This is a genomic window from Aliikangiella aequoris, from assembly GCF_053709105.1.
On record NZ_CM132298.1, the window covers coordinates 76,551 to 91,543 of the forward strand.

The 14,993-nt window shown below is 41.5% G+C and carries 13 protein-coding genes; 9 read left to right on the forward strand and 4 right to left on the reverse strand.

Features of this window, described 5'->3' with window-relative positions; translation table 11 throughout:
- The first annotated feature begins 241 nt into the window (after window positions 1-241).
- The 7 genes from ACUR5C_RS00425 (at window position 242) to ACUR5C_RS00455 (ending at window position 7,023) form a co-directional block, all read left to right on the forward strand.
- Window positions 242-676: a hypothetical protein gene (locus tag ACUR5C_RS00425; RefSeq protein WP_454466336.1), complete on the forward strand. Its 435-nt coding sequence runs from the start codon at window positions 242-244 to the stop codon at window positions 674-676.
- 185 nt (window positions 677-861) lie between these two features.
- Window positions 862-2,022: a radical SAM protein gene (locus ACUR5C_RS00430; RefSeq protein ID WP_454466337.1), complete on the forward strand. Its 1,161-nt coding sequence runs from the start codon at window positions 862-864 to the stop codon at window positions 2,020-2,022.
- On the forward strand, window positions 2,016-2,606 hold the full coding sequence (locus tag ACUR5C_RS00435; RefSeq protein ID WP_454466338.1) for a hypothetical protein: 591 nt from the start codon (window positions 2,016-2,018) through the stop codon (window positions 2,604-2,606). The genes ACUR5C_RS00430 and ACUR5C_RS00435 overlap by 7 nt, the downstream gene beginning before the upstream one ends.
- A 44-nt stretch (window positions 2,607-2,650) precedes the next feature.
- Entirely contained in the window at window positions 2,651-4,024 is a 1,374-nt protein-coding gene (locus ACUR5C_RS00440; RefSeq protein ID WP_454466339.1) for an amidohydrolase, read from the forward strand.
- Between the two features lie 162 nt (window positions 4,025-4,186).
- Window positions 4,187-4,774: an RNA polymerase sigma factor gene (locus ACUR5C_RS00445; RefSeq protein ID WP_454466340.1), complete on the forward strand. Its 588-nt coding sequence runs from the start codon at window positions 4,187-4,189 to the stop codon at window positions 4,772-4,774.
- A gap of 3 nt (window positions 4,775-4,777) precedes the next feature.
- Window positions 4,778-5,758 (forward strand): HEAT repeat domain-containing protein, encoded by a 981-nt coding sequence (locus tag ACUR5C_RS00450; RefSeq protein ID WP_454466341.1) that lies wholly within the window; start codon window positions 4,778-4,780, stop codon window positions 5,756-5,758.
- Window positions 5,759-5,811: 53 nt separating this feature from the next.
- Complete coding sequence (locus tag ACUR5C_RS00455) at window positions 5,812-7,023, forward strand: DUF4097 family beta strand repeat-containing protein (RefSeq protein ID WP_454466342.1); 1,212 nt, start codon at window positions 5,812-5,814, stop codon at window positions 7,021-7,023.
- Window positions 7,024-7,100: 77 nt separating this feature from the next.
- On the opposite strand, the gene ACUR5C_RS00460 is transcribed toward ACUR5C_RS00455, so the two are convergent.
- Together ACUR5C_RS00460 and ACUR5C_RS00465 are read right to left on the reverse strand one after the other, a co-directional pair.
- A complete protein-coding gene (locus tag ACUR5C_RS00460; RefSeq protein WP_454466343.1) occupies window positions 7,101-7,760 on the reverse strand; it encodes a tRNA (adenine(22)-N(1))-methyltransferase TrmK in 660 nt (219 codons plus the stop codon).
- Window positions 7,747-8,421: a glutathione S-transferase gene (locus ACUR5C_RS00465; protein WP_454466344.1), complete on the reverse strand. Its 675-nt coding sequence runs from the start codon at window positions 8,419-8,421 to the stop codon at window positions 7,747-7,749. Before ACUR5C_RS00465 ends, ACUR5C_RS00460 begins: the two co-directional genes overlap by 14 nt.
- Window positions 8,422-8,617: 196 nt before the next feature.
- Between ACUR5C_RS00465 and ACUR5C_RS00470 the strand changes: the two genes are divergently transcribed.
- Both ACUR5C_RS00470 and ACUR5C_RS00475 read left to right on the forward strand, forming a co-directional pair.
- Complete coding sequence (locus tag ACUR5C_RS00470; RefSeq protein ID WP_454466345.1) at window positions 8,618-10,957, forward strand: S8 family serine peptidase; 2,340 nt, start codon at window positions 8,618-8,620, stop codon at window positions 10,955-10,957.
- A 15-nt stretch (window positions 10,958-10,972) separates the two neighbouring features.
- On the forward strand, window positions 10,973-11,503 hold the full coding sequence (locus tag ACUR5C_RS00475) for a S8 family serine peptidase (protein ID WP_454466346.1): 531 nt from the start codon (window positions 10,973-10,975) through the stop codon (window positions 11,501-11,503).
- Window positions 11,504-11,573: 70 nt separating this feature from the next.
- Here the strand turns inward: ACUR5C_RS00475 and fadA are convergent, their stop codons facing one another.
- Both fadA and fadB read right to left on the reverse strand, forming a co-directional pair.
- The gene (fadA, locus tag ACUR5C_RS00480; protein ID WP_454466347.1) at window positions 11,574-12,734 is read right to left on the reverse strand and encodes an acetyl-CoA C-acyltransferase FadA; all 1,161 of its coding nucleotides are present in this window, start codon (window positions 12,732-12,734) and stop codon (window positions 11,574-11,576) included.
- A gap of 30 nt (window positions 12,735-12,764) precedes the next feature.
- A complete protein-coding gene (fadB, locus tag ACUR5C_RS00485; RefSeq protein WP_454466348.1) occupies window positions 12,765-14,909 on the reverse strand; it encodes a fatty acid oxidation complex subunit alpha FadB in 2,145 nt (714 codons plus the stop codon).
- Window positions 14,910-14,993: the final 84 nt, after the last annotated feature.

A 14,993-nucleotide genomic window follows, 5' to 3' on the forward strand; every position in this document is an offset into this window, starting at 1 on the left:
TCCATTCATTTTCATTATAGTTTTAATAATTTCGTATACCATTTTAAATTTATAGTAACATGCTAAATAAAGTTTGCGCTATTTAGCTTATTGATTATAGCGGCTTTTTTAGTATTTATTGGTTAAGAAGCCTTTGTTAGCAGGTTTTGCGCGTTGATTATTTATGAATTTCTATTAAATACTTGATATTTGTTAATTTTTAGCGCGATAATCAAATAGGGTTAATTATAAGGAAGGTATTATGCAAACAACACAGAAAGCTAATAATCACGTTGTCGACCAGTCGCCCGAAGCTGCTCTAATAGATAGTGAAGCGTCAAGCAAATTAACACAAAAGCTTTATGGGATGATTACAAGTATCTCTGCAAGTGATGCTGATATTCAAAAATTTCATACAGAAAATCCTAAGCCACCTAATGCGCCCATGCAGGCTCAAAAGTTTCACACAGAAAATCCAAAGCCGCCCAATGCGCCCATGCAGGCTCAAAAGTTTCACACAGAAAATCCTAAGCCACCTAATGCGCCCATGCAGGCTCAAAAGTTTCACACAGAAAACCCAAAGCCACCCAATGCACCCATGCAGGCTCAAAAGTTTCATACAGAAAACCCAAAGCCGCCAAATGCGCCAGCACAAGTTCAAAAGTTTTTTAAAGAAAATCCAAAAAATAACGACTAGCTGACATAATCAATCGCTCAGGCTAGCTGATAGTCTTGGCGGTTGATTTTATGCTACACATCGATTTTTGGACAGTGTAATTAAAACAAGTGCATTGTTGTGTCAGTTAGCGGAACTTGCTGCTCTCTTCTTGTGCTTTAATATACCAAATCTACAGGCTACGAATATTGCCACTAGGGAAATACGTGACAAATATTTCTAAATCTAAGAATAGCTACCCAGCAATTAACGAATTTGTTATTAAGTTAGCCAGTCGCTGTAATATTAACTGTAGTTATTGTTATTGGTTTAATGACCCTTTAGTGATGAACGCACCTAAAATACTAACACTGCCAGCACAGTTAGCATTTGTCACTAAGCTGAAACAGCACATTAATCAGCATCAACTTAAACAGGTCCGCATTGCATTTCATGGCGGTGAGCCAACGCTTTTTCCTAAAGCGAGATTTGCCGAGTTTTGTCAGCAATTACGTGATATTGAGTTGGCGACCGGTTGCCAAATTCTATTAGCTATGCAGTCTAATGCTTTACTCATCGACAATGAATGGTGCGCCATTCTAAAAAACTATCAGGTCAACTTGGGGATTAGCTTAGATGGAACCCAGCAGCTTCACGATAAGTTGCGCATTGATCATAAAGGCAGAGGAACATACCAAGCTACGGTTGATGCGATTGAACGTATAAGAAATGCGGGGATCGACATTTATATTTTAACGGTGGCTAGTGAAGATCTAAAAGCGACACAATTAGTTGAGCACCTTGTGCACACATTGGGAGTTACTCGATTAGATGTTTTAATGCCACACCTTCACCATCAACACCAAAAGGCGAGTTTAAGTAAGTTTTGGATTGAGTTATTTGATTTGTATATTGATGAGCTAGTGGAGTCAGATGTTGAGATAAGAATTTTTGACGATCTTATGCTGCAAATATTAGGCGGTAACAGTGGCTCCCAAGGGCATGGTTTTATTTCTACTGTGACTTTAATGACCAATGGCGGGCTAGAATGCATTGATGACTTGCGGATGATTGATGGAATTTCTCAATCATGCAAAAACATTCTTGAGCATGATATTCAAGAAATTATAGATGACCCTTTGTGGCGAGAAATTTATCACGCTTCCTTAGCCTTAGCAGAGCCATGTGAGTCATGCGATTATAAGGCGAGTTGTGGAGGAGGACCCTTGGTAACACGCTGGTCTGATGAAAACCGATTTGCCAACGTGAGCAGTTATTGTGGTGATTACCAAAACTTAATTTCTCATATTCAGCAACGCATTAACCCGCTAGCACAACATATAATTAAGGACAATTCGCCAACTAACGCGAGGCCAATCAGTTGTTAGCTGCAAGTCACAATACACAGTTTCAAAACGAGTTTTGCGAGAATAATTTCTTAGTAATAAAAAATGCCCTGCCGTTAAATATATGTCAGCTGTTAAGCAAGCGAATCGCAATGCTTGCCGCAGAAAAGCAATTAATGGACTGTGAGCAGTGCCCAATGAGTCATTGGGCATATGACGATCCTGCATTTGTGGAGGTGCAACAAAGCTTGCGCCTTTCTTTGTCCCAATTAACAGGTATTGAACTGCTTAATAGCTTTAATAGTGTGCGCCGCTATCCACAAGGAGAAGTTTTAACTAAGCACACCGATAGAGACGCGGCAGAAATTGTATTAAGTGTTGTAATTGATTACGCTGGAACTCAACACTGGCCGCTGTACTTACAGGCTCTAGCAGATGAGAGCCCAGTAAACGAAATTGTTTTAGGTCAGGGTGACGCGGTTTTGTTTAGGGGATCTAAGCTATATCACTGGAGAGAGAGCCTAGCGAATGAATGGCAAATTCAAGCGTTTTTTTTCTTTGTTGATAGTAATGGAGATTTTAAAGCGCACGCGGGTGATATGATAAACAAATACAAGCCGCGCTAGTGTTAGCTAAGATTGATAAAAACTCAATTGATTGTAGGTGAAATATGGTAACCCAAATTTTTTATATATTAAGCGTCAGGTTGTTGGCGATACAAGCTTCGATTGCAACGCTTATTGGGCTATGTTTAGTGTCTACTAATACCATGGCACTCGATGTTAATAAACTGAACTCGCAAATTAGCCAAGACTATCCCTACTTAGAAAGCCTTTATCAAGATTTACACCAAAACCCAGAAGTTTCCTTTCAAGAAGTGGAAACAGCACAAAAAATTGCTGCTGAACTAAGCCAACTTGGCTTTAAAGTTACCACCGGTTTTGGGGGGCATGGTGTTGTCGCGGTGTTTAAAAATGGCGAAGGGCCTACGGTAATGTTGCGAACTGACCTTGACGGCTTACCCGTGAAAGAGCAGACCGGTTTAGTTTATGCGAGTAAAAAAGTGATGCAAGGCCGTGATGGCAAGCTAACTCCGACGATGCATGCTTGTGGGCACGATGTACATATGACCGTGTTTACCGGAACTGCCAGGCGTTTAATCGCAAATAAAGACGCTTGGTCAGGTACCTTGGTTTTAATAGGTCAACCAGCGGAAGAGCGTAGCGGTGGTGCTAAAGCCATGTTAGCTGAAGGCTTATTTGAAAAATTTCCACGGCCAGACTTTAATTTAGCAATTCATGTGTCGGCGGACTTACCGGCAGGTACAATTGGCGCAGTGAAAGGCTTTGCGATGGCCAATGTAGATTCTGTGGATATTATTGTTAAAGGGCAAGGCGGGCACGGTGCTTATCCGCAAAATACTAAAGATCCGATTGTGCTAGCTGCGCAAATTGTTCAAGCATTGCAAACAATCGTGAGTCGAGAAATTCACCCATTAGAACCTGCGGTTGTAACTGTTGGTTCCATTCATGGCGGCTCACAACATAACATCATTTCTAATCAAGTAAAGATGCAATTAACTTTACGCTCATACTCTAAGCAAGTGCGAGAGCACACAATTAGTGCGATAAAGCGTATAACTAAAAACTTGGCTTTAGCCGCGGGGCTGCCTGCTGAGCTTGCGCCTCAAGTCATCGTACTTGATGAGACAACGCCCGCAGCCTATAACGATCCTGAATTAACGACTCGACTATTTAATCTATTTACAGCGCACTTTGGCAGTGAGCAAGTTGTTGAGCTTAAGCCAGAAATGGTGGGTGAAGACTTCGGTCGTTATGGCCAAGTTGAGCCCAAAATACCTAGCTTGATGTTTCGCTTAGGCACGGTAAACCATGCTCAATTTGACAAGGCACAGCGCGGCGAATTGCGCCTGCCAACGTTACATTCAGCAGATTTTGCCCCAGATCCTAAACCAACGATTCATGCCGGGGTAGAAGCAATGACTTTGGCCATAGTTAACTTGTTAGGGCCATCTGCTAAGTAATAATAAGAGAGCTCTTTTACAACAAAGGCTGCACTCGCAGCCTTTTTAAGTTAGCCCAAAAAGAATTTTAAATTTTTGCCAACCATTTTTTGCTAAGTGAGCTCTAATTACTTAAGCAAGGGGTGTAACCACTAAAACAACTAAAATAGGCATTTAACTGATTTGTTAGTCAATGAGAAAGAATTAATCGACTCGGCAAAAAAGGGTGATCACATCGCTTTTGCGCGCTTGATCAGCGACTCTCAAGCTAAATTGTTGAGTGTGGCTTCTGGTCTAGTCAACTCTAAGGATGAAGCCGAAGATGTCTATCAAGACGCGATGCTCAGTGCTTATAAAGCTTTGCCTCAGTTTCGTGAACAGAGCCAGTTTAGCACTTGGCTTTACCGAATAGTGGTGAACACTGCGATAAGTAGCCAGCGAAAATTAAGTAATCGAATTATGAAGTTAATTAGTACGCCCAAGTTTACAACTGATGGCAATGAGAGCGAACAACCAATTGACTATGCTGTTGCGCCAACCGAGGCTTGTCCTGAAGGTGTTCTGGTTAACCAGCAGCTGAACCGAGCAATTAATCAGGCAATTGCTAGCTTAAGCGAAAAAGAAAGGATCGCATTTGTGTTATGTCATCAGCAAGAATTTAAAATTAGTGACGCATCATTGGTCATGGAGTGTGGTGAAGGAAGTGTTAAAAGCTATTTATTTAGAGCGAGAGATAAGATGCGCACTCAGCTGCAAGGGTATATGAGGTAAACAATGATGAACAATAGTAATCACTCAATAAGTTTAGATGAAGAGCTGATTCTGGGTTACCTATATCAGCAACTTGATCAGCAACAGCGAGCAAACTTTGAACAAAGGTTAAAAACCGATAAAGACTTTAAACAGCTGTTTTTAACACACCAAGCACTTGAGAAAGTTTTACCTAAAGGTATCCAACCGAAAACAGCGCCAGAGCAGTTAAATGCGCTGGAGTGGAATCTTAAGCGGCGTTTAAAGCAAACCAAACAATCGGTTAGTTTGTTTGCTAGGTTGCGCCGTATTCAATGGTTTAAACCTTATCGCTGGCAAACTCAGTTTGCGAGTTTAGGTTTTGCTTTTGTGTGTGGCTTTATTGTATCTAACCAAGTTGAGCAGAATAGTCGACAGGCGGTTAACACAACTGCAATGATAGCTAGCGAAGCGCCACTAAATTATTTAAATAATAATGATTACGAAATTGTTGATTTAAATGTAAAGCATTTTGACCCAGCGAGCCAAAAAGTTAATTTAGATTATTCCTTAGTCGCCCGAACCTCTGTGTCTGGTAAATTGGACGATCCGAGTATTCAAAACCTATTAGCTATTTCAATGCAAAATGATGTGAGCGACTCGACGCGATTGAACTTAGCAGAACTAATGCAAAACTATAGTAATAGCCAAGCCATTCAACAGGCACTTAGTCATAGCTTATTAAATGATCCTAATCCTGGTGTACGCATGGCAGCCGCAGACTCCTTGGTGGCTCTGGCTAATCAAGAGTCTGTTAAGCAAGTTTTAGTTGAAGCTTTTGCCAACGATACAAACCCCGGTATTCGCGTTGCAGTGTTTGACGCTTTGCTGGCTAATGTGAAAGATAAGAAAACTTTAGAGCAGTTAAAGCAATTTGCCAGTGCTGATAGCAACGCCTATATTCGCAACGCTGGTAGCAAAATTTTTGAAGGTAAACGCTCCAATCAAAATCGAAGCGTTTATTAGTCAGTAAACCAATTTTTAATACTTTAGTTAAAAATAAAGCATAGGAAAAAAACATGAAGCATACAACCAACTCAAAATTAATCACCGGCTTGTTATTTTTAGCAATGCTTTTTTCTTTGCCAGCTTATAGCGAGACCGAACAAATTAGTAAGTCTTTAAAGGTGAGTGCAGGTGGCAAACTAGAACTAGATAGCGATAATGGCGCAATTCAAATTAAAACATGGGATAAGAGTGAGGCCAAAATTGAAATTACTAAGCGCGCGCGCAGTAAAGATAGCCTCGAAGATTTTAAAGTTTCAATCGATCAAAGTGGAAATACTATCGTCATTAATGGTGATGGTGGCTGGAACAGTCGAGTGTCGGTCGAATTTGAAGTGACTGTGCCACAGCAATTTAATTTAGATTTAAAAACTGGTGGCGGTTCGATTGAAGTTGATGATATTTCTGGTCAACTTAAATTGCGCACTAGTGGCGGTAGTATTAGTGTTGGCGATATGCAGAGTGGCTCTGTCAATGCGGATACTTCGGGTGGCAGTATTAAGGTAGGCGATATTAATGGTGACCTTCAAGTAACCACTTCAGGTGGCAGCATTAAGCTTGGAAAAATTACTGGAATTGCCAAAGCTGACACTTCGGGTGGAAGCATTAAAGTTGAGTCTGGGGGTAAGGAGTTAAAAGCTGACACTTCGGGTGGAAGCATTAAAGTTGGCCCGTCTAAAGGCAATGTCGATGTTGAAACATCAGGCGGAAGCATAAAAATCGATATGACTGAAGGTAATGTTAAAGCGAGTACTTCAGGCGGCTCAGTAAAAATAGAAGGCAGTAAAGGGAGTGTGGTTGCTGAAACTTCTGGCGGTAGTATTAAAGTCGGTGAAAGTGGCGGTCCAGTTAAGGCTGAAACCGGCGGTGGAAGTATAGTTATTCAAAATGCGAAAGGGTTTATTGAAGCTTATACCGCTGGCGGCTCGATTACTGCAGAAATGGTTGAAAAAGACAACAGTAAAGATACTCATGTAGATTTAAAAACCGCCGGCGGTTCAATAACATTGTATTTACCAAAATCTGTGCAAGCGACTGTTTCTGCAACCTTGAGAATTACGCGCAACGCCCACCGAGACTATCGAATCTATTCTGATTTTCCGTTAAGTATTAAAGGCGAAAATAGCGATAAGGTTACTGCCAATGGCAAGCTTAATGGCGGCGGAGACAAGATCGATTTGAAAACCACCAATGGCGATATTTATATCAAGTACTTGGAAGATTAAATCACCACTGCTAATGCTCTATGGTATCAAAGCCATAGAGCATGCATCCTAGCTTATCAATCCAACATTTCTACGGATTAATTTAATTGTTGTAATCGACGATATGCAGCTAATTTTTCTGTGACCACTTTTTTAGGATCAAGCGATTGTCTTTGGTAGTGGTTAATTAGTTGCTTTAAATAACGTGGGTGAGACTCTTCACTAAAATCCCACTGCTCAGAACCAGTAAGACTAACAGCTTTAGTCGCTGATGCACTTAAATAGATAATTTCATAAAAGCGTTTATTTTCTTCAACAATCATTTCTTTAACTAAACCTAACGGCAGCTGAGTTAAAAATTTTCTAACATCGTATAAATGATGTACTGGGCAAATTATTAAATCAAAATGACTATCTAAGTTGTTGTTAAAAATAGCGCGAATCAGCGCAATGGTTTTGTCTCCACCAACGCCGGCAATGACGACTAAGTGCTTTCCTGTAGCCGGTATTTTAATCAGACTGGCGTCGCCACTCCAAATTTCCCATTGATTTTGATTAGCTAAAGGCTCGGCTAGCAGTCGTAATTTTAAATTATCAAGAATAGGTTGTAGCCTATCGTTAAAAATAATTTGGCAAGGTTCATTTCTTTGTAGTAATCGAATACCAAGCAAACCGTGATCACAACAGCAGTCGATAATGCTGGTATAACTTTTTGGAATGAGGCGCTCTATCGCTAAAAGTCGTTTACCGATTTTCATTTTTCTGGTCAAAAGTGGGTAAATACTGTGGCTTATCATTGGCTTGCCATTGGGGATATTTGTGCATAACCAGATTAAAAAGCGGGTGAGTTAAAAAATAATCTAACCAATTTCTCAAGTGTGAATAAGGGCTTTGCTTAAACCACTTTATATTGACAAAAGCAAACTGGCGAATAAACGGAAAAATTGCAATATCGGCTAAACTAAACCGATCGCCAAGTAAAAAAGCCTGTTGCTGTAATAAGTGGTTAAGCTTACTGAGAAATACTTCGCCATCGGCTCGGTAGTCTGCTTCAGAGCGCTCAGGGTAACGGCTTGCATATTTATATCGATCTAAATGCTTTTTAAATACATTATCATTTTCGTGGATTAATGTGTTGGTGAATTCTTTAAACTTATTTTCTGTACCATGATACCAGTGCTCAGGATCGCTTTGTTGTAGTGCCCAATAAATGATCTCTAAACTTTCCTCCAACACTTTCCCATCAGGAGCGATTAATACTGGTACTGTGCCTTTTGGCGAAGCTAGTAACATTTCTTCTGGTTTGTTTTTAAGCAATATTTCCCTAAGCTCGATATTAGCTTGAGCGTATGCTAACGTCATTCTGGTTCGAATTGCATAGGGGCAACGCCTAAAGGAATAAAGGATAGAAGGTTTCATAGGGTTCCAGCTGATTACTGTGTGCCTATATACTAGCAGAAAACAATTTAAAAATAATTTGTTACATAGTTTTAAGGTGAGTTTTTAGGGAATTATTTACGTTGACTAACCTTGTTAAGGCAGGTAAAAAGTTGCAGCTACTCTTTCAAACTAAATACAAAAGAGTTTAAGTAAAACTAAAAGGAAAGGAAACGACATGAAAAATAATTTTTGGAAAGCATCGATGCTTTCAACAGCGGTAATGCTCGCACTTGCCGGTTGCTCAGACAATGACTCGCCTAAACAAGATGAACCAGTTGCCGACAGAGCGCCCAATGCAATGGCGTTAGATGTAATGTCTGTTAAGCAATGGGTACCTCAAGAATTCGTATTACCAGCAGCCGATCCTGATGGCGATGCCATGACGGTAACTTTTTTCGACGGTGACACTGAAGTTAGCGCAGAAAATGGTATTTATACAATGAGTCACGGCGTGATTGAGCTGGTTGAAAATAAAACTTTTACTTACTTGTCGATTTCCGGTGAAGCAGTTGAAATGACTTACAAAGTAAGCGCTAACGGCAAGTCTTCGCAAAATACCATTTCTATCGCAGAAGTAGCCAATGATCCATTAGCTAATCAGCAGTGGCATCTTAGAAACACTGGGCAAAAAGCTTATGCATTAAGTGATGAAATGAAAGCTGGATTAATAAACTTATATGTTAATTCTTTTGGATTTACAGAAGAAGATGCCACTGCACTTTTTGATGCTGTCTTCGCAGATGCTGAAAGTGTGTTAGTCGCAGGCGAAGACATTAATGTTATGGGCGCATACGCAGAAGGCGTAACCGGTAAAAATGCGATTGCAGTAGTTGTTGACACTGGCTTAGAAATTCGCCACGAAGATTTAGAGCCTAATGTGTTACCTAATCGTTCATTAAATTTACAAGAAGATGCTTTAGACCATACTGATCCTACAAGTGCTTCAAAAAGTGGTGACCATGGTACCAGTGTAGCAGGTTTGATTGCTTCAAAAGGTTGGAATGGTTTTGGTGGTCGTGGTGTAGCACCCGATACACAATTAATTGGTATGAACTACTTAGGCGCTGGTGCTAAAGTTGAGCAAACTGATTTTCTAGTGCATGGTTTTCCAGGCAGTGGAATTAGCGTAGCAGAAAACGTTGCCGCGTTTAACCGAAGCTATGGCATTACTTATCCTACTTTTATCGCATTATCTGATTTTGACGAAGCGGTTCAGTCTTACCCCAGCTTATATTTAAGAAATGGTAAGGGTGCACTTAACGTAAAATCTAGCGGTAACTCTTTTGTTGATGGTGGTCCAGAAGGATCATTTTGTGAAGACAATGGCGGTAATGATCTAGGGTTAACTTGTTACGATGGGTCATTTGATTCAAGCCAAGGTCATCATTATTACATGAGTGTTGGTGCGGTTAATTCAGACGGTGGGCATACTAGTTACTCTACCGCAAGTGCTGGCTTGTTTGCTGCTGCTCCTTCAGGAGAGTATGGTCGCTATGCACCTGCTATGATTACTACTGATCCTATGACTTGTTTAAGTGGTGCATCTGGATTTTTTGGCGGAGCTATATCTGCGTGGGCTGGCGCTTACGGTGAAGAGTTTGCGGCAAGCCAATATCCGTTTGACTACCCTGGACACCCAGACAATGCACAGTGTAATTACCGCTCAACGATGAATGGTACTTCATCTGCTGCACCTAATACTTCTGGTGTTGTGTCTTTAATTCTATCTGCTAACCCAGAGTTAACTTGGAGAGATGTAAAACATATTATTGCTTCTACATCAACACAGGTTGACGCAGAAGATGAAGTAGTTAGCATTGATGTTAATGGAACTGAATTTGTAGCCCACCAAGGTTGGGTGACTAATGCTGCAAACTTTACCTTTAATAATCTTTATGGATTTGGTCGTATAAACGCTGGTGAAGCGGTAAAAATGGCTAAAAATTACACAGCAAATATCGGTGAGCAACTGGTGTCTGGTTGGATTGGAGCAGGAACAACTGCTGGCGAAGCGTCGTTAGCCAAGTCAATTCCAGATAATAGTGCAACTGGTGTGACTCATACGATTGAAATCACTGAAGAGTCAGCAATGACGATTGAGTCGGTTCAATTTAAGTTTGATGTTAGCAATCCTGATATGGCATTTGGTGATATAAACGGTAACCAAACGACTGCCGGTTCAGACTTAGCGATTGAAGTGACTTCTCCATCGGGCACACGCAGTGTACTACTTGCTTCTAAGCAAGCGCTTATATTTCCAGCCTATAGTTTTGATACAGGATGGAGTGTAGGTTACATTCTAAAAGACAGCGTACTACTTTCTAATGCATTCTACGGTGAATCAGCGGTAGGAACTTGGACGATTAAGCTTTTAGATACTAATGCGCAAGGGTTTGCATCTTCTGACGGTGGTAATAATGCCGGTGGCTTTACCGGTTACGTTAATAACGCTAATGCCAGTGTGCTAGAAGGCGTTTCGTTACGTGCATTCGGCCACGCAGTTCAAGCACAATAATTAAGGAGATTGAAAATGAAATTTAAAAAAGTGATTTTAGTTGCTGCTTGTACTTTTGGCTCATTCGCAGTTCAAGCTAATGAAGGTCAATTGCAACTTGAAAAATCGGCTCCAGTTAAGCGAATTCAATTAGAGCAAGCTGATTTTGGCGGTTACAAAGTTCAACGCGACATGGCGTATGTTGCTATCAGTCAAGTTTCTGCTGATCAGGTTATTTTACAACGCAATAATTCTTCTGCGTTGGTAAAAACCGCTAAGCAGTCGAATCTTGTTAATCGTGGTTCTGTCGTTAAGAACTTGTTAACGGGAAGCCTTGCGCCAGTTTCAGGTAACATTAATGTATTACTTAATGACAATGTTACTGCGGCCGAAGTAAGTCAACAACTCGGCTTAGCTGTAGTTGTAAGCTATCCTAAAACTAAACTAGCAGTGTTTAAAGTGGCCTCAGATGCGGATTTAATTGAATCAGCAAAAGCGCTTAAAAACTCTGGCTTAGTAAAATCAGCTCGAATTGAAGTGTTAGAAACAATTCACACAGCAGATTAGTTAGCCGCAAATAAAAATCCCCCGTAGCGGTTGCTGCGGGGGATTTTTTTATGCCAATTTGATCTGGCGGTTAAACTCTTTCGAAAACCGTGGCAATACCTTGCCCAAGCCCTATACACATGGTTGCAACACCAAAGGTTGAATCTTTACTTTGCATAAGACGCAATAGGGTTCCGCTTATTCGAGTACCTGAGCAGCCTAGTGGGTGTCCTAAAGCAATTGCCCCACCATTTAAGTTTACTTTGTCTTCCATAACATCAAGTAGCCCTAAATCTTTTAATACCGGTAAAGATTGGGCAGAAAAAGCCTCGTTTAGCTCCCATAGGTCAATATCTTGGACACTTAAGCCTGCACGTTGTAAAGCTTTGTTCACCGCGGGAACAGGTCCGTAGCCCATAATGGCAGGATCACAACCAGCGACTCCCATGCTGCGGACTTTAGCTAAAGGTTTTAAACCTAGCTCAGCGGCTTTAGCGGCACTCATGATTAACATTGCAGAGGCTCCATCTGAAATTGCTGAAGCGTTGCCGGCGGTGACGGTACCGCGAGGGTCAAATACTGGGCGCAAGCTACTTAAGCCCTGCATATTAGTTTCTGGTCGAATAACTTCGTCATAGTCAAAAGTTGTTAACGCGCCGTTGGCATCATGTCCTTCCATGGGAAGTATCTCTGCTTTAAATGCGCCGCTGGTTGTAGCTGCATGGGCTTTTTGATGAGAGCGCATTGCAAACTGATCTTGCGCTTCTCTATCGAATCCATGCATCTTCCCTAAAAGCTCGGCAGTGAGTCCCATCATGCCTGAACCTTTGGCAGAAAACTTGGCGATTTGTGGTGCAAAGTCGACTCCGTGCATCATAGGAACATGCCCCATATGTTCAACCCCACCGACTAAAAACACATCACCATTACCGGTTTGAATTGACTGCGCTGCGGTGTGGATTGCTTGCATAGAAGAGCCACATAAACGGTTAATTGTTTGTCCTGCAACTGTGTGAGGAATATCGGTCATTAACATCGCGTTTCGTGCCACATTAAAGCCTTGCTCTAAGGTTTGCTGCACACAGCCCCAAATAACATCTTCGATTGTTGCTGGGTCTAAAGCGGGGTTACGATCGAGTAATGCTTGCATTAGTTTTGCGCTCATTACTTCGGCTCGTACATTTCTAAACATACCACCCTTTGAACGCCCCATTGGAGTTCTGATAGCATCTACAATGACGACATCTTGCATAATATTTTCTCCTAATTCCGTTGCGTTCAATTAAGCGCTATAAAAAGTTTTATTTTGTTGTGCCATGTCTTGAAGAAGTTTAGGAACACTGTAGCCTTCTCCTAAGTGCGCATACTTTTCAGCGGCAGCAACTACATTTTGAATACCAAGCTCGTCGGCATATTTTAACGCGCCACCTCTAAATGGCGGAAAGCCTAAGCCGTAAATTAATGCCATGTCACATTCTGCCGCAGTGTCAACAATACCTTCTTGTAAGCAGCGAACGACTTCAAAAATAAGTGGTAACATCATGCGCTCTACAATTTCTTGTTGTTCAAATTCTTGGGTAGGTTTGCCAATTAGCTCAAAAATAGTTTCATCAACTACTTTTTTAGGCTTGCCACGCTTATCTTTTTGATAGCTATAAAAACCACTGCCCGACTTTTGACCATAGCGATCCGCTTTAAACAATACTTCGACTGCATCGTCTTTAATTGCACTCATGCGATCAGGAAAGCCTGCTTCTAATACATCGACACAGTGAAAGGCGGTATCGATCCCCACGACATCGAGTAAGTATGCCGGGCCCATTGGCCAGCCAAATCCTGCCATGACTTTGTCAACTTGACGGAAGTCTGCACCGTCTTTGAGGAGTTGACTAAACCCTCTAAAATAAGGAAATAAAACGCGGTTTACATAAAATCCAGGGCAGTCTTTTACTACGACAGCCGATTTTCCCATGGACGAAGCATAGGCAACAGTTGCTGCCACAGTTTCATCACTGGTTTTGCTGCCTTTTATAACTTCAACTAGTGGCATTTTATGTACTGGATTAAAAAAGTGCATGCCGCAAAATAGTTCTGGTCGCTGTAAATTTTTAGCGAGCAGGTCAATGGAAATAGTGGATGTGTTAGAAGTTAAAATGGCGTCTTGACTAATAACACCTTCAACTTCTTGAAGTACCGCGTCTTTTATTTTGGGGTTTTCAACGACGGCTTCTACTACGATATCTGCATGAGCAACACTATTGTAGTCGAGTGTTGGAGTAATACTTGCAACTACTTTAGCCATTTTCTCTGGAGTTACTTTACCCAGCTCAACGCCTTTATTCAGTATTTTAATGGCTTCGTTCATACCTAAGTCGAGCGCGTCAGTATTAATGTCTTTCATGACTACCGGAATGCCTTTTACTGCAGACTGATAAGCGATACCACCACCCATAATGCCTGCGCCTAAAACAGCCGCGCTGGAAATCTTTTTAGTTGCAGTTTTTGCTGCGATCTTGGCTTTCTTTTTAATTAATTGGTCGCTTAAAAATATTTGCACCATCGCGCTTGCTTGGCTGGTTTGACAAACATTGACAAAGCCTTCGTGCTCTTCTAGTAATGCTTCGCTGGCCGGCATTAATGCGGTTTGTTCAATAACCCTTATTGCCTCCATAGGCGCCGGGTAATGCGGTAATGCTTTGGCCCCAACAACGCCTTTAGCGGTTGTAAATGCCATTGTACTTTCTAGCTTATTCAGTTTTAAGGGGGCTTGTTTTTCTTGGCGTCGTGTTTTCCAGTCCAGTTTTCCTGTGGCGGCATCTTCAGCCATTTGAATTGCAACTTCACGTAGCTGCTCTGGTTCACAAACTGCGTCTATTGCACCGACTTTTAGCGCGGCTTCTGGTCTATGCGGTTTCGCCATTGCAATCCACTCGATGGCATTGTCGCTACCGATAACGCGAGGTAATCTAATGGTTCCGCCAAATCCTGGAATTAGTCCTAGTTGAGTCTCTGGTAGACCAACGCTAGCCTGTTTTGACGCGACCCGATAGTCACAAGTTAATGCCATTTCAAAACCGCCACCTAGGGCAAAACCATTAATCGCACAAATGGTTGGAAAGGGTAAAGCTTCGTAGCCAGAAAAAATAGCGCCAGCTTGTTTGCACCAATCAACCATTTGCTCACGGGGCTCGGCAAACATACTTAAGAACTCAGTGATATCGGCACCAACAATAAACACAGACTTGGGGCTAGTTGCGATTGCAGCACGAACACCGTCTGTTTTATTTAACAGCGCAATAACTTCGCTCCACTCTTTAAGGGTAGCGTTATCAAACTTATTTACCGACTCTTTTTTGTTATCAAAAATGACTTCGGCAATACCGTTCTCCAGCATTTTGCATTGCAGGGATTGACCGTCATAAATCATGGTGTTCTCCATAGGTTGATTTAGTCTTTAGAAGCCAAGTTTAGCTTAGTTTCGCTATTTTATTGGCCACAATTATTAGTTTTT

Bases quoted from the DNA above. Each gene is read 5' to 3' on its own strand.
- ACUR5C_RS00425 (WP_454466336.1), top strand. From the start codon at position 242: ATGCAAACAACACAGAAAGCTAATAATCACGTTGTCGACCAGTCGCCC.
- ACUR5C_RS00440 (WP_454466339.1), top strand. From the start codon at position 2,651: ATGGTAACCCAAATTTTTTATATATTAAGCGTCAGGTTGTTGGCGATA.
- ACUR5C_RS00450 (WP_454466341.1), top strand. From the start codon at position 4,778: ATGATGAACAATAGTAATCACTCAATAAGTTTAGATGAAGAGCTGATT.
- ACUR5C_RS00455 (WP_454466342.1), top strand. From the start codon at position 5,812: ATGAAGCATACAACCAACTCAAAATTAATCACCGGCTTGTTATTTTTA.
- ACUR5C_RS00460 (WP_454466343.1), bottom strand. From the start codon at position 7,760: ATGAAAATCGGTAAACGACTTTTAGCGATAGAGCGCCTCATTCCAAAA.
- ACUR5C_RS00465 (WP_454466344.1), bottom strand. From the start codon at position 8,421: ATGAAACCTTCTATCCTTTATTCCTTTAGGCGTTGCCCCTATGCAATT.
- ACUR5C_RS00470 (WP_454466345.1), top strand. From the start codon at position 8,618: ATGAAAAATAATTTTTGGAAAGCATCGATGCTTTCAACAGCGGTAATG.
- ACUR5C_RS00475 (WP_454466346.1), top strand. From the start codon at position 10,973: ATGAAATTTAAAAAAGTGATTTTAGTTGCTGCTTGTACTTTTGGCTCA.
- fadA (WP_454466347.1), bottom strand. From the start codon at position 12,734: ATGCAAGATGTCGTCATTGTAGATGCTATCAGAACTCCAATGGGGCGT.
- fadB (WP_454466348.1), bottom strand. From the start codon at position 14,909: ATGATTTATGACGGTCAATCCCTGCAATGCAAAATGCTGGAGAACGGT.